The sequence below is a fragment of the Arthrobacter sp. SAFR-179 genome (assembly GCF_059414945.1).
On record NZ_JBPFDM010000014.1, the window covers coordinates 20,121 to 42,498 of the forward strand.

The 22,378-nt window shown below is 66.2% G+C and carries 22 protein-coding genes; 6 read left to right on the forward strand and 16 right to left on the reverse strand.

Translation table 11 applies throughout. The features are described from left to right. Nucleotides 1-21: 21 nt before the first annotated feature. Nucleotides 22-903, forward strand: a complete 882-nt coding sequence (locus ACR65K_RS18475; RefSeq protein WP_142028941.1) for a 1,4-dihydroxy-2-naphthoate polyprenyltransferase — start codon at nucleotides 22-24, stop codon at nucleotides 901-903. Here ACR65K_RS18475 and ACR65K_RS18480 read toward each other — a convergent pair. Continuing rightward, nucleotides 900-1,211 (reverse strand): DUF4229 domain-containing protein, encoded by a 312-nt coding sequence (locus tag ACR65K_RS18480; protein WP_440154453.1) that lies wholly within the window; start codon nucleotides 1,209-1,211, stop codon nucleotides 900-902. The genes ACR65K_RS18475 and ACR65K_RS18480 overlap by 4 nt on opposite strands. Before the next feature lie 61 nt (nucleotides 1,212-1,272). Here ACR65K_RS18480 and ACR65K_RS18485 point away from each other — a divergent pair, with 61 nt between their 5' ends. Next, nucleotides 1,273-1,662 carry a PLD nuclease N-terminal domain-containing protein gene (locus ACR65K_RS18485; protein ID WP_142028943.1) on the forward strand — a complete coding sequence of 130 codons (390 nt, stop codon included), beginning with the start codon at nucleotides 1,273-1,275 and terminating at the stop codon, nucleotides 1,660-1,662. A 5-nt stretch (nucleotides 1,663-1,667) separates the two neighbouring features. Beyond that, a complete protein-coding gene (locus ACR65K_RS18490; protein ID WP_440154454.1) occupies nucleotides 1,668-2,231 on the forward strand; it encodes a hypothetical protein in 564 nt (187 codons plus the stop codon). Nucleotides 2,232-2,282: 51 nt separating this feature from the next. Here the strand turns inward: ACR65K_RS18490 and ACR65K_RS18495 are convergent, their stop codons facing one another. The 10 genes from ACR65K_RS18495 to ACR65K_RS18540 all read right to left on the reverse strand — a co-directional run bounded on the left by ACR65K_RS18495 (nucleotide 2,283) and on the right by ACR65K_RS18540 (nucleotide 16,517). Continuing rightward, the gene (locus ACR65K_RS18495; RefSeq protein WP_440154455.1) at nucleotides 2,283-3,776 is read right to left on the reverse strand and encodes a dynamin family protein; all 1,494 of its coding nucleotides are present in this window, start codon (nucleotides 3,774-3,776) and stop codon (nucleotides 2,283-2,285) included. Beyond that, nucleotides 3,773-5,677, reverse strand: coding sequence for a dynamin family protein (locus ACR65K_RS18500; RefSeq protein WP_440154456.1), 1,905 nt, complete (start codon nucleotides 5,675-5,677; stop codon nucleotides 3,773-3,775). Before ACR65K_RS18500 ends, ACR65K_RS18495 begins: the two co-directional genes overlap by 4 nt. Before the next feature lie 109 nt (nucleotides 5,678-5,786). Then, nucleotides 5,787-6,890 carry an IniB N-terminal domain-containing protein gene (locus ACR65K_RS18505; RefSeq protein WP_440154457.1) on the reverse strand — a complete coding sequence of 368 codons (1,104 nt, stop codon included), beginning with the start codon at nucleotides 6,888-6,890 and terminating at the stop codon, nucleotides 5,787-5,789. Nucleotides 6,891-7,055: 165 nt separating this feature from the next. Beyond that, on the reverse strand, nucleotides 7,056-9,050 hold the full coding sequence (locus ACR65K_RS18510) for a LuxR C-terminal-related transcriptional regulator (RefSeq protein WP_440154526.1): 1,995 nt from the start codon (nucleotides 9,048-9,050) through the stop codon (nucleotides 7,056-7,058). Nucleotides 9,051-9,201: 151 nt separating this feature from the next. Beyond that, the gene (locus ACR65K_RS18515) at nucleotides 9,202-11,331 is read right to left on the reverse strand and encodes an Hsp70 family protein (RefSeq protein ID WP_440154527.1); all 2,130 of its coding nucleotides are present in this window, start codon (nucleotides 11,329-11,331) and stop codon (nucleotides 9,202-9,204) included. A 215-nt stretch (nucleotides 11,332-11,546) separates the two neighbouring features. Further along, nucleotides 11,547-12,656: a c-type cytochrome biogenesis protein CcsB gene (gene ccsB, locus ACR65K_RS18520; protein ID WP_440154458.1), complete on the reverse strand. Its 1,110-nt coding sequence runs from the start codon at nucleotides 12,654-12,656 to the stop codon at nucleotides 11,547-11,549. Beyond that, nucleotides 12,656-14,458, reverse strand: coding sequence for a cytochrome c biogenesis protein ResB (gene resB / locus ACR65K_RS18525; RefSeq protein ID WP_440154459.1), 1,803 nt, complete (start codon nucleotides 14,456-14,458; stop codon nucleotides 12,656-12,658). Before resB ends, ccsB begins: the two co-directional genes overlap by 1 nt. Further along, nucleotides 14,458-15,213: a cytochrome c biogenesis CcdA family protein gene (locus ACR65K_RS18530; protein WP_056328767.1), complete on the reverse strand. Its 756-nt coding sequence runs from the start codon at nucleotides 15,211-15,213 to the stop codon at nucleotides 14,458-14,460. Before ACR65K_RS18530 ends, resB begins: the two co-directional genes overlap by 1 nt. A gap of 9 nt (nucleotides 15,214-15,222) precedes the next feature. Further along, on the reverse strand, nucleotides 15,223-15,828 hold the full coding sequence (locus tag ACR65K_RS18535) for a TlpA family protein disulfide reductase (RefSeq protein ID WP_494568037.1): 606 nt from the start codon (nucleotides 15,826-15,828) through the stop codon (nucleotides 15,223-15,225). An 8-nt stretch (nucleotides 15,829-15,836) separates the two neighbouring features. Continuing rightward, entirely contained in the window at nucleotides 15,837-16,517 is a 681-nt protein-coding gene (locus ACR65K_RS18540) for a histidine phosphatase family protein (protein ID WP_440154460.1), read from the reverse strand. Nucleotides 16,518-16,733: 216 nt separating this feature from the next. On the opposite strand from ACR65K_RS18540, the gene ACR65K_RS18545 reads away from it, so the two are divergent. Together ACR65K_RS18545 and ACR65K_RS18550 are read left to right on the forward strand one after the other, a co-directional pair. Continuing rightward, a complete protein-coding gene (locus ACR65K_RS18545) occupies nucleotides 16,734-17,282 on the forward strand; it encodes a YceI family protein (RefSeq protein ID WP_056328761.1) in 549 nt (182 codons plus the stop codon). A 210-nt stretch (nucleotides 17,283-17,492) separates the two neighbouring features. Next, nucleotides 17,493-18,326, forward strand: a complete 834-nt coding sequence (locus ACR65K_RS18550; protein WP_440154461.1) for a heme-copper oxidase family protein — start codon at nucleotides 17,493-17,495, stop codon at nucleotides 18,324-18,326. Between the two features lie 77 nt (nucleotides 18,327-18,403). Here the strand turns inward: ACR65K_RS18550 and ACR65K_RS18555 are convergent, their stop codons facing one another. Further along, entirely contained in the window at nucleotides 18,404-19,108 is a 705-nt protein-coding gene (locus ACR65K_RS18555; protein ID WP_056328755.1) for a redox-sensing transcriptional repressor Rex, read from the reverse strand. A gap of 120 nt (nucleotides 19,109-19,228) precedes the next feature. Beyond that, nucleotides 19,229-19,483: a glutaredoxin family protein gene (locus tag ACR65K_RS18560; protein ID WP_056328752.1), complete on the reverse strand. Its 255-nt coding sequence runs from the start codon at nucleotides 19,481-19,483 to the stop codon at nucleotides 19,229-19,231. A gap of 78 nt (nucleotides 19,484-19,561) precedes the next feature. On the opposite strand from ACR65K_RS18560, the gene ACR65K_RS18565 reads away from it, so the two are divergent. Beyond that, on the forward strand, nucleotides 19,562-20,380 hold the full coding sequence (locus tag ACR65K_RS18565) for an HAD family hydrolase (RefSeq protein ID WP_440154462.1): 819 nt from the start codon (nucleotides 19,562-19,564) through the stop codon (nucleotides 20,378-20,380). 73 nt (nucleotides 20,381-20,453) lie between these two features. Here ACR65K_RS18565 and ACR65K_RS18570 read toward each other — a convergent pair whose 3' ends face one another. The 3 genes from ACR65K_RS18570 to ACR65K_RS18580 form a co-directional block, all read right to left on the reverse strand. Then, nucleotides 20,454-20,552: a 30S ribosomal protein bS22 gene (locus tag ACR65K_RS18570; RefSeq protein WP_003792170.1), complete on the reverse strand. Its 99-nt coding sequence runs from the start codon at nucleotides 20,550-20,552 to the stop codon at nucleotides 20,454-20,456. Nucleotides 20,553-20,703: 151 nt separating this feature from the next. After that, nucleotides 20,704-20,916, reverse strand: coding sequence for a helix-turn-helix domain-containing protein (locus tag ACR65K_RS18575; RefSeq protein ID WP_043452394.1), 213 nt, complete (start codon nucleotides 20,914-20,916; stop codon nucleotides 20,704-20,706). Between the two features lie 154 nt (nucleotides 20,917-21,070). Then, nucleotides 21,071-22,192 carry a 3-deoxy-7-phosphoheptulonate synthase gene (locus tag ACR65K_RS18580; RefSeq protein WP_440154463.1) on the reverse strand — a complete coding sequence of 374 codons (1,122 nt, stop codon included), beginning with the start codon at nucleotides 22,190-22,192 and terminating at the stop codon, nucleotides 21,071-21,073. Nucleotides 22,193-22,378: the final 186 nt, after the last annotated feature.

Below are 22,378 nucleotides of genomic sequence, written 5' to 3' on the forward strand. Positions count from 1 at the left end.
AAACAACACGAGGTACTAACCGTGGCCACAGCCGCCCAATGGATCCAAGGCGCCCGACTCCGGACGCTGCCGGCAGCGATCGCGCCGGTGCTGATCGGCACTGCCGCCGCCTACGAAATGGACTCGTTCCTGCTGCCCAACGCCATCCTCGCCGCGCTGGTGGCTCTCCTGCTCCAGGTGGGTGTGAACTTTGCCAACGACTATTCGGACGGCATCCGCGGGACGGACGATGACCGGGTGGGTCCGCTGCGGCTGGTGGGCTCCGGCGCCGCGAAGCCGGAACACGTCAAGTGGGCGGCGTTCGGAACGTTCGCCCTGGCCATGGTGTTCGGCTTGGTCCTGGTGTTCCTCACCCAGGCGTGGTGGCTGATTCTGGTGGGGCTGGGCTGCGTCATGGCTGCCTGGGGCTACACGGGCGGCAAGAACCCCTACGGCTACATGGGCCTTGGCGATCTCTTCGTCTTCGTGTTCTTCGGCCTGGTGGCCACCCTGGGTACCACCTACACCCAGGCCGGCCACATCAGCCTGTCCGCGGTCATTGGCGCCATCGGCACCGGCCTGATCGCCACGGCGCTGCTCATGGCCAACAACGTCCGGGACATTCCCACGGACATGCAGGCCGGGAAGAAAACCCTGGCCGTGCGGCTGGGGGACAAGCATGCGCGGGAAAGCTACGTCCTGATGCTCGCCGTCGCCATCCTGCTGGTGGTGATCCTGGCACCGGGCCGGCCCTGGATCCTGATCGTGCTGCTGCTCATTCCGGCCTGCCTGATGCCGGCCTGGCTGATGATCAACGGGCGCAAGCGCAAGAGCCTGATTCCGGTCCTGAAGCAGACCGGCCTGATCAACCTTGGCTACAGCGTGCTGTTCTCACTGGGACTGATCCTCAGCCACGGGTTCTAGCCCTTGTTGTGGCTGCCTTTGGCGTTGTTGATGGTGATGTCCGGGTTGGCGTCAAGCAGCGCGTCCTCGGCGTTGGCGTCCTGGACCTCGCCGGCGGAACGCAGCGGCTTGGCCTTCCCGGAGAAGCGGTGCTGCAGGGCTGCTGCGGCGGCGTCGCGCTGCTTCTGGAAGAACAGGTAACTAATGGCAAAGGCAATGAGCGCGGCGCAGATCACGGACATCAGGACCCCCACCTGCAGAAGCGCAAACAGGGCAAACAGGGGCACGAAGATCGCAATCCGGATCAGGGAATATTTCAAAAAGGCCACTATTCAAGTTTAGCCGCCTCCGCCAGCGGCCCCTGCGCGTCCTGACGATAGACTTAATGGCATGCTCTTCCGTGTGGCTTTGGCCGTCGCAGTCCTCGTCATCTTCGTGTATGGCCTGGTGGACGTGATTCGCACTGAGGGCCGTTTGACCCGTGGAATTTCGAAACCTGCCTGGATCATCGTGCAGATCGTCCTGCCCGTCCTGGGCGCCATCCTGTGGCTCGTGATCGGCAGGCCGCGCGGCACGGCGCAGCCGCGACCCAGCTACCCGCATCCCACTGCACCGGACGATGATCCGGATTTCCTCCGCAACCTTGAGGCCCGCCGGCGCAACCAGGCCGAGGCGGAGCGCCTGAAGAAGCTCCGGGATGAGCTGGAGGCTAAAGCCAAGGAGGACGGCGGCAATGGCCAGCGCGGCACCGATGAACACGATGCCGACGGACTGAAATAGGGCCTGTGGCGTTCCAACCCGGCGGAGATGAGGGGCGCCTGCCGGCTCCCCCACCGAGGCCCGGCCTGTCCTACTCCGCGCCGCCTCCCATCCCCGTCACTTCCCCGGTGCCCCGGCTTGTCCGGACGGCCCGCACGCTTTGGGTTCTCAGCTTCGCCGCGGGGCTGGCCGTCCTGCTGGGATCCTTCCTGGCCCGTGACTCCAACCTGCAGCGGCTCCGTGGCGTGGTGGGGGACATGGCGGCGGGCAGCGACGCCGGATCGGTGGGTACCGCGGCGGAGATCGTGTTTTGGGGCAGCATCGCTGCCCTGCTGCTGGTGACCGCGCTTGAAGCAGCTTTCCTGGGCGCGGTGCTGGGCCGCCGGAACTGGGCACGCTGGGTCCTGCTGCTGCTGCTGGCCGCCCACGTTCCCGTCCTGCTCCTGGCATCGGCCTTCCTGGTCCCCAGCGGCGCCGAGGGCAGCTACGTGGTGATGGCCTGGGGCGCCGGCCTCCTCCTTGCCGCCGCCGGGCTGGTCCTTCTGTTCCTGCCGGCCGCCGGAGCGTGGCTGAAACGGAAACCTGCCTGAGGCGGGAGCCTGCCGGAAACGGGAGCCCAGCAGGCTTGGGACTTGCCCTCCCTACGCCGACTGGGCCTGCCTGTTCCTGACCGCGAAATCAGCCAGGACGCCCTCGCAACTGCGGATCACCACCCGGCAGACCTCAAGGGCGGATCTGGGAGTGAGCGGGCTTTCAGCAGCCCTGCGCCAACGTGCCAGGCAGCGCCGCGCCTCGGTGGCCAGCAGATCCGGGCTGGAGCCAGCCGCCAGGCCCAGCCGCAGATCCGGAGCCGTGCCGTGGCCGCCAATGATCCGTTCGGCTTCCGCCGCCAGTTCGGGGGCAAGCTCCACCCCCGTGGTCCGCAGGGCTGCCAGCAGCCGTAGCTCACGGAACTCATGTGCGTTGGCCTGCAGCCGCTCCAGGGACGCCGCCAACTGTTCCGAACCCTCGCGGGGGCGGCTGTCCAGGAGGTTCCCCACCGCAACCAGCGCGGTCCTGGCCTTGAGCGCCTCTGCCCGCGCCTGGAACTGCCGTTCCAGCACCTCCAGCAACGGGTCCAGGCCGCTGCGGCGGGCCAGTTCATGGGCCAGCGGCGTTGGTTCCGGGTATCCGTTGCGGATGAGGACCACGGCCAGCCGGATACCGAAAAGCCCGTAGCGCGCCAGGAGTGACCGCCGTGCTTCTTCCGTCAGTCCCTCAGGTTCCCTGGACCGGCGGAACCTGTCGGCCGAAAGCATCATCCGTTCGCGCGCGGCCCGGTCCAGGGTGGCCAGCAGTTGGAGGGCCTCGAAGTCCGGCTGGCGAAGAGTGCGGGCGCTCTGGGCGAGCAGTCCGGCGACGGGGACAACGCCCAGTGCCAGCTTCCGGAGGTTGGGGTCCCGGCTGTACCTTTCCGCGATGGTGCCGGCGGACAGCAGGGAGTCGATGCGGCCGGCCCCCACCTCGTCGGCCCGGGACAACACCGCGAGGGCGTTAACCGTACCCGAGCGGCCGGCCCCGGTGTCCTGGAAGGATTCAAGGAACCGGAGGTCGGACGCGTGCAGGTGGCGCATCAGGTAGATGACGGCATCAGCTTCCGACGCCGAGTCCTCCGGAGTGAGGAACCTCACGGACCGTGCTGACACGTCCTGTGAGAGGGAGGCGATGCCGGGGGTGTCGATCAGCGTCATGGCCTGAAGGGCCGGCGCCGGCCATTCGACGTCGAGCCGGTCCACGTCTTCCGCCTGGACGCCGTCAAGGACGAAGACCAGGCGCCCGTCCACGCGCTTCAACGGCAGGTTCCGGGGCTCCCCCGTGATGGGGTGGAGGGTGATGCGGGGAGTGTGTCCGTGCCGGTACCAGGTGACGATCCGGGTGCATTCCCCGGTGTCAGTGGGCGCGATTTCCTCACCGATGATGGCGTTGAGGAGCGTTGACTTTCCTGCCTTCACCATGCCGGCAACCGCAATCCTCAAAGGCTCCGCCAGGCGCCGCGCATAGCCGCGCAGCGCAGCGGCGGCCTGCGGGTCGTCGCCGTAAACCTCCAGCGCTTCTCGGATCAGCCCAGCTGCCCCTGCAGTAGTGGACGGCGTCATCCAACCCCCACCCCGCTGCGGGTCCCGGCTGCAATTACCTCCGCGGCCACGGCCTTCGCGGCCCGGTGCAGCGCATCCACCTTTTTGAGTTCGCCCCTGATGTCCCGGATGCGTCCTTCCCTCTCCTGGGCATACGATGCGGCAGCCTTCTGGGCCGCGGCCACCGAATCAGACAACGACCTGTGGTACTCGTCGGCGATCTCGGTGAAGTGGTCCCGGATGGTCCGCTGAACCAAACGCAGCCTGTCCTTCAGCTGCTTTCCCACCTGGAACGTCACGTCGTCGAGCTGGCGCCTTACCAGCGCTTTCGCCTCGCCCTGGCGCCGCTTGAGCCGCGTTTCCTTGTCCTCCCGGTAGGCCTTCCGCCCCAGCAGCAGCCCGGCGCCCACCGAGAGCGGATTGATCAGTGCCATCCCGAAAATTCCCGTCAGGAGGCCAAACATCAGGACGCCACCATAGGACCCGCGCATGCCGATCAGGACTTTCTGGACCGGGTTCACGCGGCCCGGATCCAGTCCCGGCATCTGGTCCACCGGATCCAGGGCGTCCCCTGAGTCGGCCACGTGCAATACGGGCAGCGATACTTCGTCGGCGGCGAAGTGATCGGCCACCTGGGCGGCCAGCCATTGCGACCGCTCGCTGGTCCAGACGAAGGTGTCCGAGATGGCAGCGGCGACGCACTCTTCGAGCCACTGGGAGAACTGCGGCCAGACCGGTCCGGGATCGCCCTGGTCGATGGCCGTCTCCGCTTCCCGCTGGATCCGGCGCAGGCGGTCCCGGAGGTCGTACTCCATGTCGGCAATGAGGTCATTGATGCCGTCGCTGAGGGTCAACTGCCAGCGCGCGGACCGTTTCCGCAGCTCGTCCGCCTCTGTCTTGGCCCGCCCAAGGTCCGCGAGCATCTGCGGCGTACCGGCAGGGTTTTCCAGGGCCTCAAGCTCGGACTGCAGGGAGAGCCGCAGGTTGTCAGTCACGGACAGCAGGTCCTGGCTGACGGACCGGCGCTGGATGCGCTGCGCCTTGCCCACCACATCGTTGCGCAGGTGGGCCACCAGGGCGGGGAAGCCCGATTCTGCGTTGAGCTCGCTGTCCTGGAGCCGGGAGGCCTCAAGCCGGAGGTCCGCAGACAACGGGAACAGCGGAATCTCCGGCGCCACCTGGTCCAGGTGTGTCCTGTCCAGCTCCTCGACCCTGCGCCATTCCGGGTAGAGGTCTGTCTTGGAGAGAACGGCTGCAACGCTGGGGGTGATCCGCATGGCCTGGCGGAGGAACCGCAGTTCCGGCTCCGTGTATTCCTGGGAAGCGTCAGATACCAGCAGCATGGCGTCGGCGGTGGGCAGGGCGGTAAGGGTGGTGAGGGTGTGGGTGGAGCCCATGCCGCCCACCCCGGGGGAATCAATGATGCTCAGGCCCCCGGTGAGGATCCGGCGGGGCAGGCAGACTTCCGCGGCCATGAGTTTCCTGCTGTTGCCCGGGTTGCCCTTCTCCGACACGAACGCCGGAAGTTCTGCCAGGTCGACGGGCCGGCGCTCAACGCTGCTGTCCCCGACATCGCCGGCAGCGTCCCCGTCGGGCTGTTCCGGCGCGGGGACCACCACCGCGGCTGAGGCCGGGTCCCCGTAGCGGACGATGGTGGGCACCGAGGTGGCAATGTCGTCGTCCACCGGGCACACCGGTGCGTTCACCAAGGCATTGATGAGCTTGCTTTTCCCCTGTTTGAACTCCCCCACCACAATGACCCGGATGCTGGGGTCCTGCAGCCGGGCCATGGCCTGGGCCAGCCTCCTGCGCAGGTCCGCGCGATCCCCGCTGCCTACCAGCTGCAGGCCCTCCTCGACGAGCCTCACCAGCTGGCCGGCCGTCGTTGGACCAGGTGCCCTTGCCGGTCCTGCTTCTGCCACAGCCGCCCCCTTTTTCCGTGCGCCGTCGGTACTGCGGGAAGAGCCCGGCAGGAGGTGATTGCCTCCTGCCGGGCTTACCTCCCGGACATAGCGTGTTGGAACCAGCGTGTTACAGCACGGTGGAGTCGTCAACCACCGAATCGTCAATGGTGGTGTCGTTATCCAGGTCAATATCGGTGTGGCTCGAGTTGTCCTCCGTGAAGTCGAGCTGGTTGTCCGCGACCACCAGGTTGTCCTCCACGTTGCTCGTGGCCGAGTTGTCCTGGAAGGAGTCCTCAACGTCAACGTCCACCGCCGTGGTGGTGGAGTTGTCCTGGTTGAAGGAGTCCTCCACTGCCGTAGTGGTTGAGCTGTCCTGGTTGAAGGAATCCTCCACCTCCACAGTGCTCTGCGTGGAGTTGTCCGAGTTGTCGTTGAACGAGTCCTGGACGTCGAGGTCCGTGTCGGTGCTGACGGAGTGGTCCGAATGATCCGAGTTGTCGGAGTGGTCCGAGTTGTCGTTGAAGGAGTCGTCCACGTCCAGGTCCAGGTCGGTGTTGTAGGAGTCGGCGATGTCCGTCTCCTCGTTGCCGATGTTGACGTCTCCGCCGGCATGGATGGAATTGTCCGTGGACTCGTCGGTGGAGCGGTCGGTGTTGTAGGCATCCCTGATGTTGTTCGAGTCCTGGAGGTCAGCGTCATCGCCCGCGGCCACAGCATGGTCCCCGGCTGCCACCACGGCGTGGTTGTCGAACCACTGCTCCACGTCTCCGTCCGCCCAGATGTTTTGGCTGACGGACTGGTCGGTGACGGTGTCCCGGTCGTCCACCATGGTGGTGCTGGTGGTATAGGAGAAGTGGTTTACCACGTGGTGCAGCTGCTGTACCGCATGGGCGTGGTCGTCCTGGTCGTAATTCCTGCCGCCATGTGCGGCCCCCTGGCTTCCGCTGTGGACAGCTGTTGCACCCACGGCATGACCCGCCGAGGCGCCTGCTCCAGCCCACACGTTACCGGCGCCGGTGTTGTATTCGCGCTCGAACGACGGGGCGTTGACGGTGATGGGTGCATAGTCCAGGACCACAGGCATCGCAGCGTCAACGTCAGCCAGGCACACGTTCCCCAGGCCGTGTTCGGACAACGCCCTCTCCGGGTCATCCAGGAAAGCCTGGATAGCCTTGCGGTTGCCAAAGAGGTGCATCAGGAATTGAACAAGGTCGTTTGCGAGTGTTGGCATATGCGTGGTCCTCACATCTTCGTTAAGTTACGGATCATCCGGTGGAACGCGGCCGGCTGCTTCAAACCTAGGTTCGCTGCCGGAGACAGGGCATCGGGCGCATTCCCCCTACCGGTTGGATCCGCCCCGGGGCGCTTCCGCCTCCGCTGCTAGGGGCATTAGGGACTACTCCTGTTGCGGGTTCATATGCTGGGAATTCTCAACGCCGAGTGCCACCCTTAAACGGGCCAGCAGATCGGACCGGTTTTCAGCGCCAAGACGGCGACGGATCCGGGCAATGTGGTGTTCTGCCGTCCTGGGCGAAATGTAGATGGCTTCACCGATCTCCCGGTAGGTTTTGCCCTCGAGCACCAGCCTGGCCACTTCCTTTTCCCGCTCACTCAGCCCGGAGCCGTCCGGCTGGTGCGCCCTGCCGCCGTTCTCGGCAGGGGTTCCTGTCTGAATCCCGGCCCCGGACATGCCGCCGGCCGGGCTGCCCTGCGGGTGAAGGTCCCGGGCGCAAGAGAGCAGGCGCATCATGTCCCGCCGTTCGTCGGCACGTGCGGCAGCGTGGCCAGCCAGCCTTGCACCTTCCCAGGGCATTCCAACAGCACCCAGCAGCCTGGCTGCGCCCTCCACGTCGGAGGTGCGGAAGCGGCCGGCGAGCACCGAAACCCAGGCTTTCCCTGCCGTGGCCAGGACTGCGGCAAGCTGGCTGTGGGCGGAAGCCCGTGCCAGTGCCGTTGCATGCGGGGCAAGATCGGCGGGGCTTTCATTCAGCAATGCTGCCTGGACGCCTGCCCAATGCAGGGGAACGGCCCACAAGGCGGGTTCGCCCAGGCGGCCCAGCAGTTTCCATGCCTCTTCAAGGTAGTGCGCCACGCGCCGCGTCTCCCGCAGGCGGGCAGCAGCGATCAGCAGTTCCCCCCACGGCAGCAGGTTGTAGAGGTCCACCGACGTATGGAGCATGGCCTCGCGGGCCCGTTCCCATGCCCTGAGGAGTTCCGGCACGTCGCCGTTCCGGCGGGCGAGACCCACCTCGAGTGCCGCGCACATGAACTCGTCGCGCGGGACCAGCGGCCAATGGTTGGCCTTGGCGGCTTCCGTGGCGGCCAGACGGGCATCCTCGAGTTTGTCCTGCATCATGCACGCCCAGGCCTGCAGCAGCAGGAGCCTGGGCTGCGCGGCGTTGCCTCCCTGCCCTGCAGCGGCGGCAGCCCTGCAGACCGTTTCCGCAAGGTGCGGCTCACCGGTGTGCAGGGCCAGCAGGGCTGCCAGGGCGGCTGGCGTTTCCGGCAGCGGAAGTGATGTTCCTGCCGAGTTCAGCATGTCCGAGGCGTGGATCAGCACGGAGATGCCCTGTTGCGGCTTCTCTCCCAGGGAGGCAAAGACGCCCTGGCCCGTCTGGACCAGGGTGGCGGCAAGGAGGGTGGGCGACGCTGCCGGCGCCCCGGGCTGGAAGAACGCCTCCGCACCGTCCCGGTCTCCAACCCCTACCAGGACGACGGCGGCGAGGGGCGCTGATACGCCCACCCGCTCCGGTCCCAACCAGCTGTAGACATCGGCTCCGCGGGCCAGCATTCCCCGTTGCGCCCAAACGGAGGCAGCCACGTCCGCACCCCGGCGGGCATCCTGCGGTTCAGTACTGACCAGCAGCGTGTCGATGGTGCGGGCAGCGGCATCAAGCTCGCCATCGCCGGCTGCCGCCTGCGCGCGCCGTGCCGCCGTCGCCACCGGATCGGCGCCGGCCAGGAGGGCCTCCTCGTAGAGCTGCGACGAGAGCCTGGGGTTATGCTCCAGCGCACTGTCCGCTGCCAGCTCGAGTTCAGCGGCTACCCGGGCGTCAGTAAGACCTCCCCGGGCCAGGTCGCGGGCAAGGTTTCCCAGCCGCTGTCCTGTCGAGGTGAACAAATCCACGAGCTCACGCTGGAGCGCGTGAACCTTGGCAATGGGTGTGGCGGCCAGCAGTGCGTGCTGCGCCGTCCCCACCACAGTGCCGTCCGGCCTCAGCAGTCCTGCGGCCTCTGCCCGGTCAACCAGGGCATCGAGGTCCTCCACCCCGCCGTTGCCGATCTTCTGCTGCAGGTCCGCAGGCAGCGGCCCCGGCAAAGCGAACCCCACTGACAGCGCCAGCAGCAGTTCGCGCACCACGGCGTTGGTGCCCTTCAGCTGCCGGGCCATCAGCTCCGCAGCATTCAACGGGTGCCCTTGGTGGTCCGGTCCCGCAAACGCGGCCTCCGATTGTTCCTCCCGCTGAAACTGCACGTCCTGATACTGCCCGTCCTGATGCTGCATGTCCTGAAGCTCCGCTCCCTGGATGCGCCCATCCATATCAGGCCGCCGGAGAGGTGGTCGGGGCCGTTTCCACGGCTGCTTCAACAGAAGGGGACGCGGACTCAAGCGGTGTCTCTTGCGTCAATGACGTAGCTGCCACGGCCGCCTCCGTTATGGTCGTCGGGGGATTCGGGTCAGATGTCGGACTTGGGCTGTCCGTCGAGGTGGGCAGGGGCGTTTCTCCTGTGGGCGGAGCGGTCGCCGGAGGAGTGGTGGTGCCTCCTGTCCCGGAATCGGTTGGAGTTTCGGTGCCTGAACTCTGCGTGGGTTCGCCCGTACCGCCGGGCTGCTGGGTGTCCGGAGGGGTCCCGGACGCGGTATCGGATGGGGTGTCCGAAGGGGTCCCGGAAGGGGTGTCGGACGGGGAGGTGGGATCCACGGTAACGGCCTCGGGAACAACGGCTGCGCCGTCCGGCGTGCCGCCGGAACCTGCGAGTGGATCGGCGACGGCAGCTCCGCCTGCCACAATAGGTCCGTCCGCAATGGCGCTGCTTCCTGGCCCCGGCCCTTCGCTCGCTGCCTGCCCGGCGTCGGGTGCGGCAGCTGCTTCCAGTCCAGGACCTGGGGCCAGTGGTTTCCTGGCGCTGGCCTCGATTCCTGCAAAGGGGGCGGGGACCCCGGCCGCCGTCGTTGCTTCCCCGGCACCGGCACCGGTGTCGGCAGCGGCTGCATCTGCGCCAATTGAACCGCCCGTAGTGCTGGCCCCGGCCTGCGGCACGAACATGGCCGTCAGGCTGCCAAAGCCGTCCGGGCTTTGGGCGGCAGTAGCCGTGAGGACCGTCAGGACAGCAGCTGCCGCGGCAACAGCAGTCACCCGGACGGTGGGTTTCGGGGCATGCGCGCCCCCGTGCCGTGCACCGCGGACGGCGCCTGGCCCTGCCGGCCCACCTGCCGCCGTCGTATATTTGCGCGACCAGCTGGGCAGGCCCGGGCCCGTTGGCGCGGGAGGCACGTCAGAGAGTACGACGGCGGGCGGAGCCTCCGCGGCCTCCGTTTCGGTGGCTGCCGCCTGGGATTCCGCTGCTTCGGCTTCCGCCGCAGCTGCGGCGTGGGCAAGGACGGCCGCCACGGCGGCGCCCAGGCAGATGGAGGACTTGGGGTCCGCGTCCACGGCGATGGGCCGGTCCAGCTCCTCGGACACTATTTGGGCCACCAGCGGAATCCGGGACGAGCCGCCGATCAACAGCACCGTGGACAGGTCCGCCGGCTCCAGGTGGAGTTGGGCCAGCGAATGCTCCAGGGCCTCCACCGTTTCCCGCACGGGCTCTTCGATCAGCGCCTCGAACTCTGAACGGACCAGGCGCACCTGCTGCTGGACGCCGGGCAGCAGCACCGGAATGCTGGCCTCACTGTCCGCAGAGAGCGCTTCCTTGGCCTCCACGCATTCCCGCCGGAGCCGCGTCAGGGCACCCAGTACCGCCGGATCGCTGGTGTCCAGGTCTTCCAGCGCGTTCCCCATATGCGCAGCCACGTACCGGAATACGGCGGCGTCAAAGTCGGCGCCGCCCAGGTCTTCGATGCCCTCCGGGCGCCCCAGGAGCTCAAAGCGGCTGCTGCCGGACTTCCTCAGTACAGCGGTGTCGAAGGTGCCGCCGCCGAGGTCGTACACAGCGATGGTGCTGCCTTCCTCCACGCGCACCTGGGAGGCGTAGTGCAGGGCTGCGGCCTCGGGTTCGGGAAGGAGGGTGACGTTCTCCAGGCCATGCGCGGCGAGGGCATCACGGATCACTGACAGGCGGTGGTTGCCCCAGGCTGCGGGGTGGGTCAGGAAAACGGCCGACGCCGGGCCACCTTCGCGTTCGGCGGCCCGGTCAGATACCCAGCGGGTCATGGTGGCGAAGACGTCCTCCGGCTGCAGCGCCAGGGTGCCAAGGACGAAGGGGACGTCGTCGCCAATGCGGCGCTTGAATTCCCGCATCACGCGTTCGGGCGAGTCCAGTCCGCGGCGTTCCGCAGCCTCACCCACCAGGACTGCGCCTTCCTCCGGGTAGTACACCACGGAAGGTACGGATGCTCCACGCGCGCCGAGGGGCAGGCACTCGGGCACAGCGGAGGGACCTTGGTGAAATCGAACAACGGCAGCTGCCGTGAAACTGGTCCCGACGTCAACGGCGAGAGCGTAGCTCATGGGTACCTCGGAAAGCTGGTGTTTCACCTGCAAGCTTCATCACAGGGAACGTCACCAACGTAGCATTACCGAAGGACCGGGGAATACCCCTGTTGCTACATCGAATGGTTATTTACCGGGCAGTAGCCGTAACTGAGTGCCGCCACCCGTTTTCGGGTCCAAAAAACCCCGGTTTTAGGGCCGGAAGGCCCTGTTGAACGGCCTGCTGACCCGCTCTAAAGACCCGAGTAAGAGTGGAGCCCGTTGAAGAACTGGTTCACGATGGTGAAGTTGAAAATCACGCACAGGTAGCCCACGATCGACAGCCACGCTGCGCGTGTTCCGGTCCAGCCGCGGGTGGCACGCGCGTGCAGGTAACCGGCGTACACAACCCAGATCACGAAGGTCCATACTTCCTTGGTGTCCCAGCCCCAGAACCGGCCCCAGGCTTTCTCGGCCCAGATGGCACCGAACATCAGGGTGAAGGTCCAGCCGATGAAGGCGATGGCGTTGATGCGGTAGGACAGGTTTTCCAGGCTCAGCGCGGACGGCACCAGGCGCATGAACCCGAGCTTGTCGGCACCCCCGGCAGCCACGGTCTTCTGCCGGTGGGACTGCACCAGCTGCAGTGCGGACATGGCAAAGGTCAGCGTGAACAGCGCGGAGGAGAGCACCGCGATGGAAACGTGGATGACCAGCCAGTAGCTCTGCAGGGCGGGAACCAGGTGGCCCACGGGGGTCCAGAATGCCACCGAGGCAGCCACCAGCATTATGACCACCAGGCCCACCACGAAGGTGCCCAGGAAGCGGAGGTCGCGCCGGATCAGCGAGAGCAGGAACACGGCCGCCACCAGGAACGCGCCGGTGGTGAGGAATTCGTACATGTTGCCCCACGGCACGCGGCCAGCGCCCAGTGCCCTGGTGACCACGCCGGCACCGTGGATGACGGCCGCAAGGGTGGTCAGGGCAACGGCGACCCGTGCCGGGACCCGGCGCTCCGCAGCGTACTTCATGTCGCCGTCGGCCGTCACAACGCCGCCGGTTCCTGCGCGGCCGGTCTTGGCAGCGGACGACGACGGGCGCTCGGCGCGGCCTGCCGGCCCGTCGAGGCGGGACTCGACGCTGGAGTCCTCACGTTCCCCCGCCCCGGCAGCAACACCAGCGGCTACGGGGACCTTGGCGGCAGCACTTGCCTGGGCAGCCTTGAGGTCCACGGCGCGCAGCGCCTTGCTGCTCTTGGCCAGGTCCCAGGCGAAGGCGATGAAGGCCACGGTGTAGGTACCCGCCGCCAGCAGCATGAAGAGTTCGCTGTACTGGCCCATGGTTTCGTTGATTCCGAATGGCATTACTGATCCTTTTCGGGCCCGTTGGGGCCTGCTGGGGTGGTGACGGGGCCTGCGGCATTGCCGGCGGAGCCTGCGACATTATCGCTTGCCCGGCTGGGAGTTCGCTGGGACTGGACAACGTCTTCAGTGGCAAGGACTTCAGAGGCACCGTCCTGGGAGGGGGTGCCTTCGGTGTCTTCCGGCAGCTGCCACTCGGCGGAGAACAGTTTCCGGAGGGCTGTTGCCTCCCCGGCCAGGCGGTGGTCCTCGCCGCGGGCCAGAAGTCCGTATTCCACCATGGTGCGGCCGTCCGCTGCGGTGCCCGTCCGCACCCAGACGCGCCGACGGTTGACGTAGAGCGAGAGGATCAGGCCGGCCACGGCCAGCAAAGCGAAGACCAGCGCGTAGGCCTGTCCGGGGTTGTGGTGGATATCCACGCCGATGTACCGCTTCACGCCGTCGAAGCTGATGGTGCCTTTGCCGTCCGGCAGCGTGTAGGTGGAGCCCGGCGCCAGGGTGATGCCGCCGGCCGCCAGGTTCCTGGCGTTGAGCGGGGTCAGGTTCTTGACGTCCAGTTCGAAGACGTTCTGCGGGGCGCCGCTGTTCAGGCCCAGGTCCCCGTAGTAGGAGTTCAGGGTCAGCTGCGGGTTGAACAGCTCGGGGTCGGCGCTGAACGAGACATTCTTGTCGGTCACGAACGCGGTGGGGAGGAAGAAGCCCACGAACCCCAGCTGTTCCGGCTGGGCGTCCGGCACCTTGATGACCACGGAGGAGTAGTAGTTGTCGCCCTGCAGTTTGGCCACCACGGGACCCTGCATGGCCACGTTGCCGGCTCCGTCCCGGATGGTCACCACCGGTGCGTAGCCGTTGCCGGTGAGGTAGATGCTGGTCCCGCCCAGGGCTACGGGATCGTTGACCTTCAGGATCTCCTGCTTGGGCGGGGCGTCCGGGTTTTCCTTGGTGGTGACGGTTGCGGCGAAGTCGATGGGCTGGCCGAACTTGCCCCTGGATTCGCGGTCGAACGTAATGTTGAACTTGTCCAGCTGGAGCGAGTACGGCTGCAGCTGGCTGGACTGGAAGTTGGTGCCCGGGTTGAACTGGTCGTAGCCCACCAGGGTGTTCACGAACGTGTCGCCTTCCACCAGGATGCGCTGGCCGCTGTACCCGAACAGGCCGCCCGCGGCCACGGCCACCAGCACGCCGATCAGCGAGGTATGGAAGACGAGGTTGCCCACTTCCTTCATGAACCCGCGCTCGGCCCCCAGGGACGGACGGTCGCCGTCGGCGTCCCGGACTTCCACCCGGTAGCCACGCTTCCGCAGCAGCCCCGCGGCACCGTTGATGGCGTCCGACGCCGGGATCCCGGCTCCGGCAGGAATCACCAGCGTGCCGTATTCCGGCAGCCGGGAGAGGCGCTGCGGCGTGCGCGGCGGCTGGGAGCGCATGGCTTTGTAGTGGGCGATGGCGCGCGGCACCACGCAGCCGATCAGCGAGATGAACAACAGAAGGTAGATGGCTGAGAACCAGGCCGAAGAGTAGACATCGTAGAGCTGCAGGGAGTCCAGCAGCTTGCCGTAGTCCGGGTGGTCCTTGATGTACTGGGTCACCACGGCCGGGTTGGCGGGCCGCTGCGGGAACAGGGAGCCGGGGACGGCGGCGACGGCGAGGAGCAGCAGCAGGAACAGCGCGGTGCGCATGCTGGTCAGCTGGGTCCAGGCCCACCGAAGCATGCCCTTGGGCCCCAGGGCCGGAAGGGCGGCCTGGGCTTTTGCCTCCGCAATGGGGGCGGTTTGCTTCTTCTTTACGTTCACACGCTCGCTCATCAGATCGGCAACTTCACGTCGGTTTGGAACCAGTACTGCAGCCCGGTCACCCAGGTCCCCCAGACGCCGGTGGCCATCAGAAGTCCGAGTACCACCAGGATTCCGCCGCCGGTCCGCTGGATGGCCAGCCGGTGCTTGCGGAAGAACGCCATGACGCCCATCCCCCGGCGCAGGGCCAGGGCGATCAACAGGAACGGAATGCCCAGTCCCAGGCTGTAGACGAACGCCAGGAAGGCGCCCTTGGCTGCGGAGGATCCCCCGGAAAGGCTCAGCAGCTGGACGGCTGAATAGGTGGGGCCGATGCACGGCGCCCAGCCCAGCCCGAACGTCAGGCCCAGCAACGGCGCGCCCCAGAGCCCTGCCGGCGGTTTGGCATGGATCTTCGCGTCCCGCTGGAGCCAGCTGAAGCCGCCCATGAAGACGATGCCCATGATGATCACCAGGACCCCCAGGAGCTGGGTGATCCAGGCGTTCTGGCTGCCGGTGATAAGGGTGCCCAGCTGGCCGAAGGCACCGCCCAGCAGCACGAAGATCACCGAGAAGCCCAGGACGAACAGCCCGATCCCGGCCAGCATCCGGCCGCGTTTCTGCTTTTGCAGGTCCACGCCGCTCAGGCCGGTGACATAGCCGAGGTAGCCGGGAACCAGGGGAAGGACGCAGGGGGAAAGAAAGGAAACCAGTCCGGCGAGCAGTGCCACGGGAATGGCCAGCAGGAGGGAGCCGCTGAGGATGGCTTCAGCGAAGGGGCTGTTCACGGTTCCGCCCTACTCGGCCACGGCGGCGCTGATGAGGGCTTTCAGGGTGCCCTTTTCAATCTCGCCGAGCACGCGCGAGGCCACGCGTCCCTGCTTGTCCAGGACCAGGGTGGTGGGCACGGCGCCGGGCGGTACCAGGCCGGACACGGACAGCAGGACGCCGCCGTCCTTGTCGTCAAAACTCGGGTAGGTCAGGTTGAAGGTCTTCTCGAACGCCTCCGCCGTGGGTTTTTCGTCCCGGAGGTTGACGCCGAAGAACTGGACGCCCTGGTCCTTGAACTCCTGGTGCAGTTCCTCCAGCAGGGGCGCCTCCACCCGGCAGGGGGCGCAGGCGGCGAACCAGAAGTTCAGGACGCTCACCTTGCCCTGGAAATCCGCGGGGGCCACTGCCGTGCCGTTGAAAAGCGCACCCTGGATCTGCACGGCTTCCTTGCGGTCCCCGGCCGCGAACTCGGTCACGGAGCCGTCACCGGCCACATAGTTCTTGTTGTCCCCCGCCTTGGCCTGCTTGGCCAGCGCGTCCTCCTGGGCACAGCCGGACAGGCCCAGGGTCAGTGCGGTGAGGGCCATGCCGCCGGCGGCGAGCATGCTCCGGCGAGAGGGAAGGTTGCTGATGCTCACGGTCAGGCTCCAGGGGTGCTGGCGGCACCGGGAAGAAGGGACGCCGCGGGTTCGCTGTACTCGACCCGCACAAGCGAGCCGTCGTCGTCGAACACCAGGGACGTAACGGATGTCAGGGTGCATTCGCGCTTGCGCGGATCGTGCCACAACGGCCGGCCTTCGGCGCTCAGCCGGGCCGTCCAGATGGGCAGCTGGTGGCTCACCAGGATGGCTTCGGGCCCTTCGGTGCCAAAGTCGCCTGCAGCCAGTTCTATGGCCCGCAACCGGGCATCCTGCGCGGCAGCCGCCACCCTCGCGGCCTGCCGCTTGTATGGTTCGCCCCAGGACGGGCGCAGCGGGTTGACCAGGCGCGGCCAGTGGCGGGGCCGCCGGAGTTCGGCCTTGGTGACCTTCATGCCCTCGAAGTAGTTTTCGGCTTCGATGATCCGCTCATCGGTGTGGATCTGCAGATGCAGGGCTTCCGACGTCGGCCGCGCAGTTTCCTGCGCACGGTCCAGCGGGGAGGCGGCCAGGTAGGTGATGCGGGCCCCGAGCTCGGCGCGCTGCCGGAAGTGCTCGGCAAGTGTCCGTGCCATCTCCTGCCCCAGCTCGGAGAGGTGGAATTCGGGAAGCCGCCCATAGAGAACGCCGTCGGGATTATGGACCTCGCCGTGGCGGAGCAGATGGACAGTGGCTTGGGGCATGTTTACCAGTTTCTCAAAGATGGCGTGCGATCCGAAATCTTCCGCCCTTGCTTCTACAAACAGTAGAACTCAAGTTTTTGAAGAAATGTTCCGAGGTCGGGAACAAAGCATGCAAATGCATGTTTATACTGGATGCAGCAAGTTAGTTGAGGCTTCAACAGATGAAGGTTCAACGGCAGGACCCATATCCCTCATACCTATACAAGGAGCAACATCATGGCACTTCCCGCAGACGTCACCACCGGAACCTGGACCCTGGACAACTCCCACAGCGAAATCGGCTTCACGGTCCGGCACGCAGGCATCAGCAAGGTCCGCGGCCAGTTCAAGGATGCCGCCGCCACCCTGGACCTGGCCCAGGACGTTGCTGACTCCACGATCAACGCCACCATCCAGACCGCCAGCTTCGATTCCGGCGACGCCAACCGCGACGGCCACGTCAAGGGCGAGGACTTCTTCGACGTGGAGAAGTTCCCGGAGATCTCCTTCGTGTCCAACGGCCTGGTGGCCAAGGGCAACAGCTACGAGCTCACCGGCGACCTGACCATCAAGGGCGTCACTCGTCCGGTGACCCTGGAAACCGAGTTCAACGGTGTTGCCGTTGATCCGTTCGGCAACACCCGCGCCGGCGTTTCCGCCGAGACCACCATCAGCCGCAAGGACTTTGGCCTCACCTGGAACGCTGTCCTGGAAGCCGGCGGCGTGCTGGTCAGCGACAAGGTTGCCATCAACCTGGAACTCGCCTTCATCGCTCCCGCAGCATAATTCCACCCCGCCAGGGGCACACCCCGGCACCAGGCCTTCCCGGCCTCGCGCCGGGGTCCCCTGTTTAACGGCAGCCACCTGCGCGAATAGCCGCCGAATCACCCACAACGCCGCCTGCCGGGGGTACGGTGGACTTAAGCCATGCTGGGGGGAAGGCAGAGGACCGATTCCCGGCAGCCTACCCGGATCCCAACCTGCAGAAGGAACGCCATGAGTACTCCTCCCGTCCCGCCGCCCGCACCCCAGGACCCCCATTCCGGCAACGGCCAGCCCGGGCATGACCAGGCCGGCAACCAGTCCGGAGACAAGCAGCCCCGCTACGGTCAGAACGCGCCCCAGTATGGCCAGAATGCCCCGCAGTACGGCCAGAACGCGCCCCAGTACGGCTCCCAGCCGCCGGCAGCGCCGCAGTACGGCCAGAATGGCCCACAGTATGGGCAGAACCCACCGCAGTACGGCTCCCCGTATGGGCAGAATGCGCCCCAGGCTCCCGGCTACGGCCAGAATGCGCCCCAGTACGGGCAGTCGCCGTATGGCCAGTACCCTTCCGAGCAGCCGCAGCCCGCTGGCAGCAACGGAATCCCGCAGCTGGTGAACATCTCCTTCTGGCTGCTCATCGCGTCAGCCGTGATCTTCGTCGTCGCCATGCTCACCGGCCTCACCCAGCTGGACGATCCCGCCTACCGGCAGGCCTTTGAGCAGCAGATGGAGGCAGGCGGCGCCACCGGAGTCACCTATGACGACATCCAGGGAGTCATTGCCGGAACCCTGGTGGTGTTCGCCATCATCGGGGTGGCCCTCTACCTGCTGGTGGCCTTCTTTGTCCGGAAGGGCAAGAACTGGGCGCGTATCCTGGGCACGGTGTTCGCTGCGCTGTCAGTGCTGGGCCTCTTCGGTCCCCCCAGCCTGGGCACAATCGGAACGCTCCTGGGAATCGCGGCCATCGTGCTGCTCTACCTTCCCGGGGCGGCCCCCTACTTCCGGAAGCAGCAGCCGTTCGCCAACCCGTACTCGGGCGGCTTCGGCAACCCGTACGGACGGTAGCGGTACCAGCGCTGACACGCAGGCGGCCCGGGATGCAGCATCGCATCCCGGGCCGCCTGCTTTAACCTGTCAAACCGCTAGGCCGTCTGCCCGGGTGTCTGGGCCCGTTGGGCATGGTAGGCCAGGATCTGGAGTTCGGTGGCCATGTCCACCTTCCGGAGGTTCACGCCTTCGGGAACCTGCAGCATCACCGGCGCGAAGCTCAGCACGCTGTGCACCCCTGCCGCCACCACGCGGTCGCAGACGCCCTGGGCCACTGCGGCGGGAAGGGCCAGCACCACCATGTTGGCCCCGGTCCGGTGCAGGACGGTTTCAAGGTCTGCCACGTCGCTCACGCGCAGCCATCCCACCTCGTTGCCCACCACCATCTGGTCGGCGTCGAAGATGGCCACCACGTCGAACCCCCGCGATTCAAAGCCGCCGTAGCGCGCCAGTGCCTTGCCCAGGTTGCCGGCGCCCACGATGGCCACTTTCCAGTCGTGGGTCAGTCCAAGCGCGGCGGCAATGTGGCGGCTGAGGTACTGCACCTCGTACCCGACGCCCCTGGTCCCGTAGGACCCCACATGGGACAAGTCCTTGCGCAGTGTCGAGGAACTGACCCCGGAGGCTTCTGCCAGGGATTCGGAGGAAACGCGCTCCACGCCCTCGGCCAGCAAGGTGTTCAGGGCGCGGAGGTAAATGGTCAGCCGTGCCACCGCGGCAGGAGGTATCTGCTTGGCGAGTGCGCCCGTGGCATCCGGAAGGTCCGGTACAGGCTGGGGCGTTGAACCCAGGGATGTCACCCGCACCTCCCTTGCGTCGCGTTGTGAGTCCACTCTAGGTCCCTGCCGCTCATGCCTTCAAAACCCGGGCCATCGAAAACCCGCGACATCCGGGCATCTGATGTCACTGCCGCCACTCCCCTACTGGGCCATGGCCCGCTGCAGCACGCGTTCCAGGCGGGCCTCGTCAATCTTCCAGAAGTCGCGCTGCACGCCGTCCACCAGCACTACGGGGATTTCCTCGGCATAGCGCTCACGCAGGTCGGGCTGGTTGTCCACCAACTCTTCGCTCCACGTCAGGCCCAATGAGGCAGTGACCCGGGCGACGGCGTCGCGCGCCTCCTCGCAAAGGTGGCAGTCAGCTTTGGTGACCAGGACAACGCGGGGTGTAGCCATGGCTTAACGGTATCGCCGTTCGCGGCGTGCGGGCGACGCCGACGGCGGCCGGGCAGTGGATTGACTAGACTCGAGTCCATGCCCGAGGAGAAATACGTCGCCGTAGTCACGCGTCCGGTTGCTGCGCCGCAGCCGGGCGAGGCGGCGTTTTTCGACGTGGACAATACCTTGATGCGTGGCGCCAGCCTCTTCCATGTGGCGCGGAAGATGCACCAGCGCGGAGCCTTCACCCTGAGGCAGGCGGCCGGTATGGCCTGGCAACAGTTCAAGTTTGTGGCCCGCGGCGAAAACATGGATGATGTCCACGCCGTCAGGGACTCGGCCCTGACCCTGGCAGTGGGCATCAGCGTGGACGATATCAAGGCGCTGGGCGAAGAAGTTTACGACGAAATGATTGCGTCACGGATCTGGCCGGGCGCCAAGGCCCTGGCCGAGCAGCACCTGAGGGTGGGCCGACGCGTCTGGCTGGTGACGGCTACCCCCATCGAAGTGGCCACCGTGATCTCCACCCGGCTGGGACTGACCGGAGCCCTGGGAACCGTGGGCGAGGTTTCGGACGGCATGTACACGGGCAGGCTGGTGGGAGACATCCTGCACGGCTCGGCCAAGGCCGTGGCCGTCCAGGCCATCGCGGACGAGGAAGGCCTGGACCTGAAGCGCTGCTGGGCCTACAGCGACTCCTACAACGACGTCCCGCTGCTTTCGCTGGTGGGCCACCCGGTGGCCATCAACCCGGACGCCAAGCTGCGCCGCCACGCGCGCGACCACAACTGGCCGGTCTACGATTTCCGGGCCGGCCGGCGTGCCGCCACCTTAGGGCTCAAGGCGGCCACCTTTGGCGGAGCCGTTTACGGCCTCTGGAAGGGCTTCGCCCGCATCCGCGGCCCGCGCATCTAGCTTTCTCCGCCACAAACGAAAATGCCCGCCGCCTTGGAAGGCGACGGGCATTTCCACGCTGTTCGAAGTATGACTACTTCTTGTTACGGCGCTGGTGACGGGTCTTGCGAAGCAGCTTGCGGTGCTTCTTCTTGGCCATACGCTTGCGACGCTTCTTAATAACTGAACCCACGAAAGTTCCTTACAAACTAGATGCAGTACCTGTCTGATGGAGAATGTCCGTGGACAGAGCTACGAACTGAACAACTGACAGATTCTTACAATGACGTAAAACGTTCCTTAACAGGGTACCGCTTATCGGGAGCGGCTCAGGACAGGCCGCCTCAGGCGGTCTCGGTGTGGCCGTCCACCACAGCACCCTTAAGGTACTGCTCGACGGCGTTTTCGGGTACCCGGTAGGAGCGGCCGAAGCGCACTGCCGGCATTTCGCCGGAGTGGACCAGGCGGTAAACAGTCATTTTGGAGACTCGCATGACCTCGGCTACTTCAGCCACGGTCAGGAACTTCGCGTTGGAGAAGTTCTGTTCTGCCGACATTTCCCTATTTTCCTTTGCTGACGGATGGACAACAGTGACCCCAGGTACGTGCCAATGCGGTGTTCCGATGCTGAGCCATCCACCAACCACCTAAAAAGATACTCTAGATGTTCCTGTGGCAGATGTGAAAGTAGTGTTTCCCCTATTTCAGCCCCTAATTTGACTGCCGCCGCTTCCGTGCCGATGCCGCCAGTTGCTCAAGGACGGACGCGGAAACGTCCCAGTCCATGCAGGCATCCGTAACGCTTTGCCCGTAGACCAGCTCCGACCGCCCGGCTGCATGATCCGCAACATCCAGGTTCTGCGCGCCGCCCACCAGGAAGCTTTCCAGCATAACGCCGGCCACGGCCCGCGCCGCAGCACCGCCTTCCTCCAGCTGGGCTCCGATTTCCAGGGCGACCTCGGCCTGCCGGTGGTGGCTCTTGCCGCTGTTGGCATGGCTTGCGTCCACAATCAGGCGCGGGTTCAGTCCCTTGCCTGCCAGTTCTTCGGAGACGCGTTCGACGTCGGCCGCTGAGTAGTTGGGCCCCTTGCGGCCGCCGCGCAGGATCACGTGGGTGTCCGGGTTTCCGGCCGTTGCCACCAGCGCAGCCCGGCCGTCGCCATCGATCCCCAGGAAAGCCTGGGCAGCCGCCGCGGCACCGCAGGCGTCAATGGCCACCTGAAGGCCGCCGTCGGTCCCGTTCTTGAAGCCGATGGGCATGGAGAGTCCGGAGGCGAGCTGGCGGTGGATCTGGCTTTCCGTGGTGCGGGCGCCGATGGCACCCCAGGAGATCAGGTCCGCCATGTACTGGGGGCTGATCGGTTCCAGGAACTCGGTGGCGGTGGGCAGGCCCAGCGCGGTGACCTGCTGCAGGAACTGCCGGGCGGTCCGGAGGCCCGTGACCATGTCGTGGCTGCCGTCAAGCCGCGGGTCGTTGATCAGGCCCTTCCAGCCCACCGTGGTGCGCGGCTTTTCGAAGTAGGTCCGCATCACGATCAGCAGGTCTTCCTGGTGCTTCTCCGCCTGGCTGACCAGCCGGCGGGCGTATTCCAGCCCGGCTTTGGGATCGTGGATGGAGCAGGGGCCAACGATCACCAGCAGGCGGTCATCAACACCGTCCATGACGGCGCGCACTTCGTCGCGCCCGCGTTCGACGACGGCAGCAGCCCGGGCGTCCAGGGGCAGTTCCGCGAGGAGGTCGGAAGGAGCGGGCAGCGGAGTGAATTCGCTGACGCGCAGGTTCGAAGTGGACGTGGTGTCGCTGGCGGTTGCTGCAGCTGTTGCGGTGCTCATGTTCGGGTCCTGTTCCAGATGGGAAGCGGGCCCGGATTTCAGAACCCGCCGGAGAAACGGCGAAGGGCAGAGAATGATCTCTGCCCTGTTGGCTCTGAAGGAATGTGGATGCGTGTCAGTCAGACGCGGGCCCCTCCAGAGCCAACGAAAAATACGCATACCAACGGTTAGTCATGGAAGAGACCA

Excerpts from the sequence above, each read along its gene's own strand:
- ACR65K_RS18545 (WP_056328761.1), top strand. The coding sequence starts at position 16,734 with ATGGCACTTCCCGCAGACGTCACCACCGGAACCTGGACCCTGGACAAC.
- ACR65K_RS18485 (WP_142028943.1), top strand. The coding sequence starts at position 1,273 with ATGCTCTTCCGTGTGGCTTTGGCCGTCGCAGTCCTCGTCATCTTCGTG.
- ACR65K_RS18495 (WP_440154455.1), bottom strand. The coding sequence starts at position 3,776 with ATGACGCCGTCCACTACTGCAGGGGCAGCTGGGCTGATCCGAGAAGCG.
- resB (WP_440154459.1), bottom strand. The coding sequence starts at position 14,458 with ATGAGCGAGCGTGTGAACGTAAAGAAGAAGCAAACCGCCCCCATTGCG.
- ccsB (WP_440154458.1), bottom strand. The coding sequence starts at position 12,656 with ATGCCATTCGGAATCAACGAAACCATGGGCCAGTACAGCGAACTCTTC.
- ACR65K_RS18580 (WP_440154463.1), bottom strand. The coding sequence starts at position 22,192 with ATGAGCACCGCAACAGCTGCAGCAACCGCCAGCGACACCACGTCCACT.
- ACR65K_RS18510 (WP_440154526.1), bottom strand. The coding sequence starts at position 9,050 with ATGGCCCGGCAGCTGAAGGGCACCAACGCCGTGGTGCGCGAACTGCTG.
- ACR65K_RS18560 (WP_056328752.1), bottom strand. The coding sequence starts at position 19,483 with ATGGCTACACCCCGCGTTGTCCTGGTCACCAAAGCTGACTGCCACCTT.
- ACR65K_RS18515 (WP_440154527.1), bottom strand. The coding sequence starts at position 11,331 with ATGAGCTACGCTCTCGCCGTTGACGTCGGGACCAGTTTCACGGCAGCT.
- ACR65K_RS18505 (WP_440154457.1), bottom strand. The coding sequence starts at position 6,890 with ATGCCAACACTCGCAAACGACCTTGTTCAATTCCTGATGCACCTCTTT.
- ACR65K_RS18540 (WP_440154460.1), bottom strand. The coding sequence starts at position 16,517 with ATGCCCCAAGCCACTGTCCATCTGCTCCGCCACGGCGAGGTCCATAAT.
- ACR65K_RS18565 (WP_440154462.1), top strand. The coding sequence starts at position 19,562 with ATGCCCGAGGAGAAATACGTCGCCGTAGTCACGCGTCCGGTTGCTGCG.
- ACR65K_RS18550 (WP_440154461.1), top strand. The coding sequence starts at position 17,493 with ATGAGTACTCCTCCCGTCCCGCCGCCCGCACCCCAGGACCCCCATTCC.
- ACR65K_RS18575 (WP_043452394.1), bottom strand. The coding sequence starts at position 20,916 with ATGTCGGCAGAACAGAACTTCTCCAACGCGAAGTTCCTGACCGTGGCT.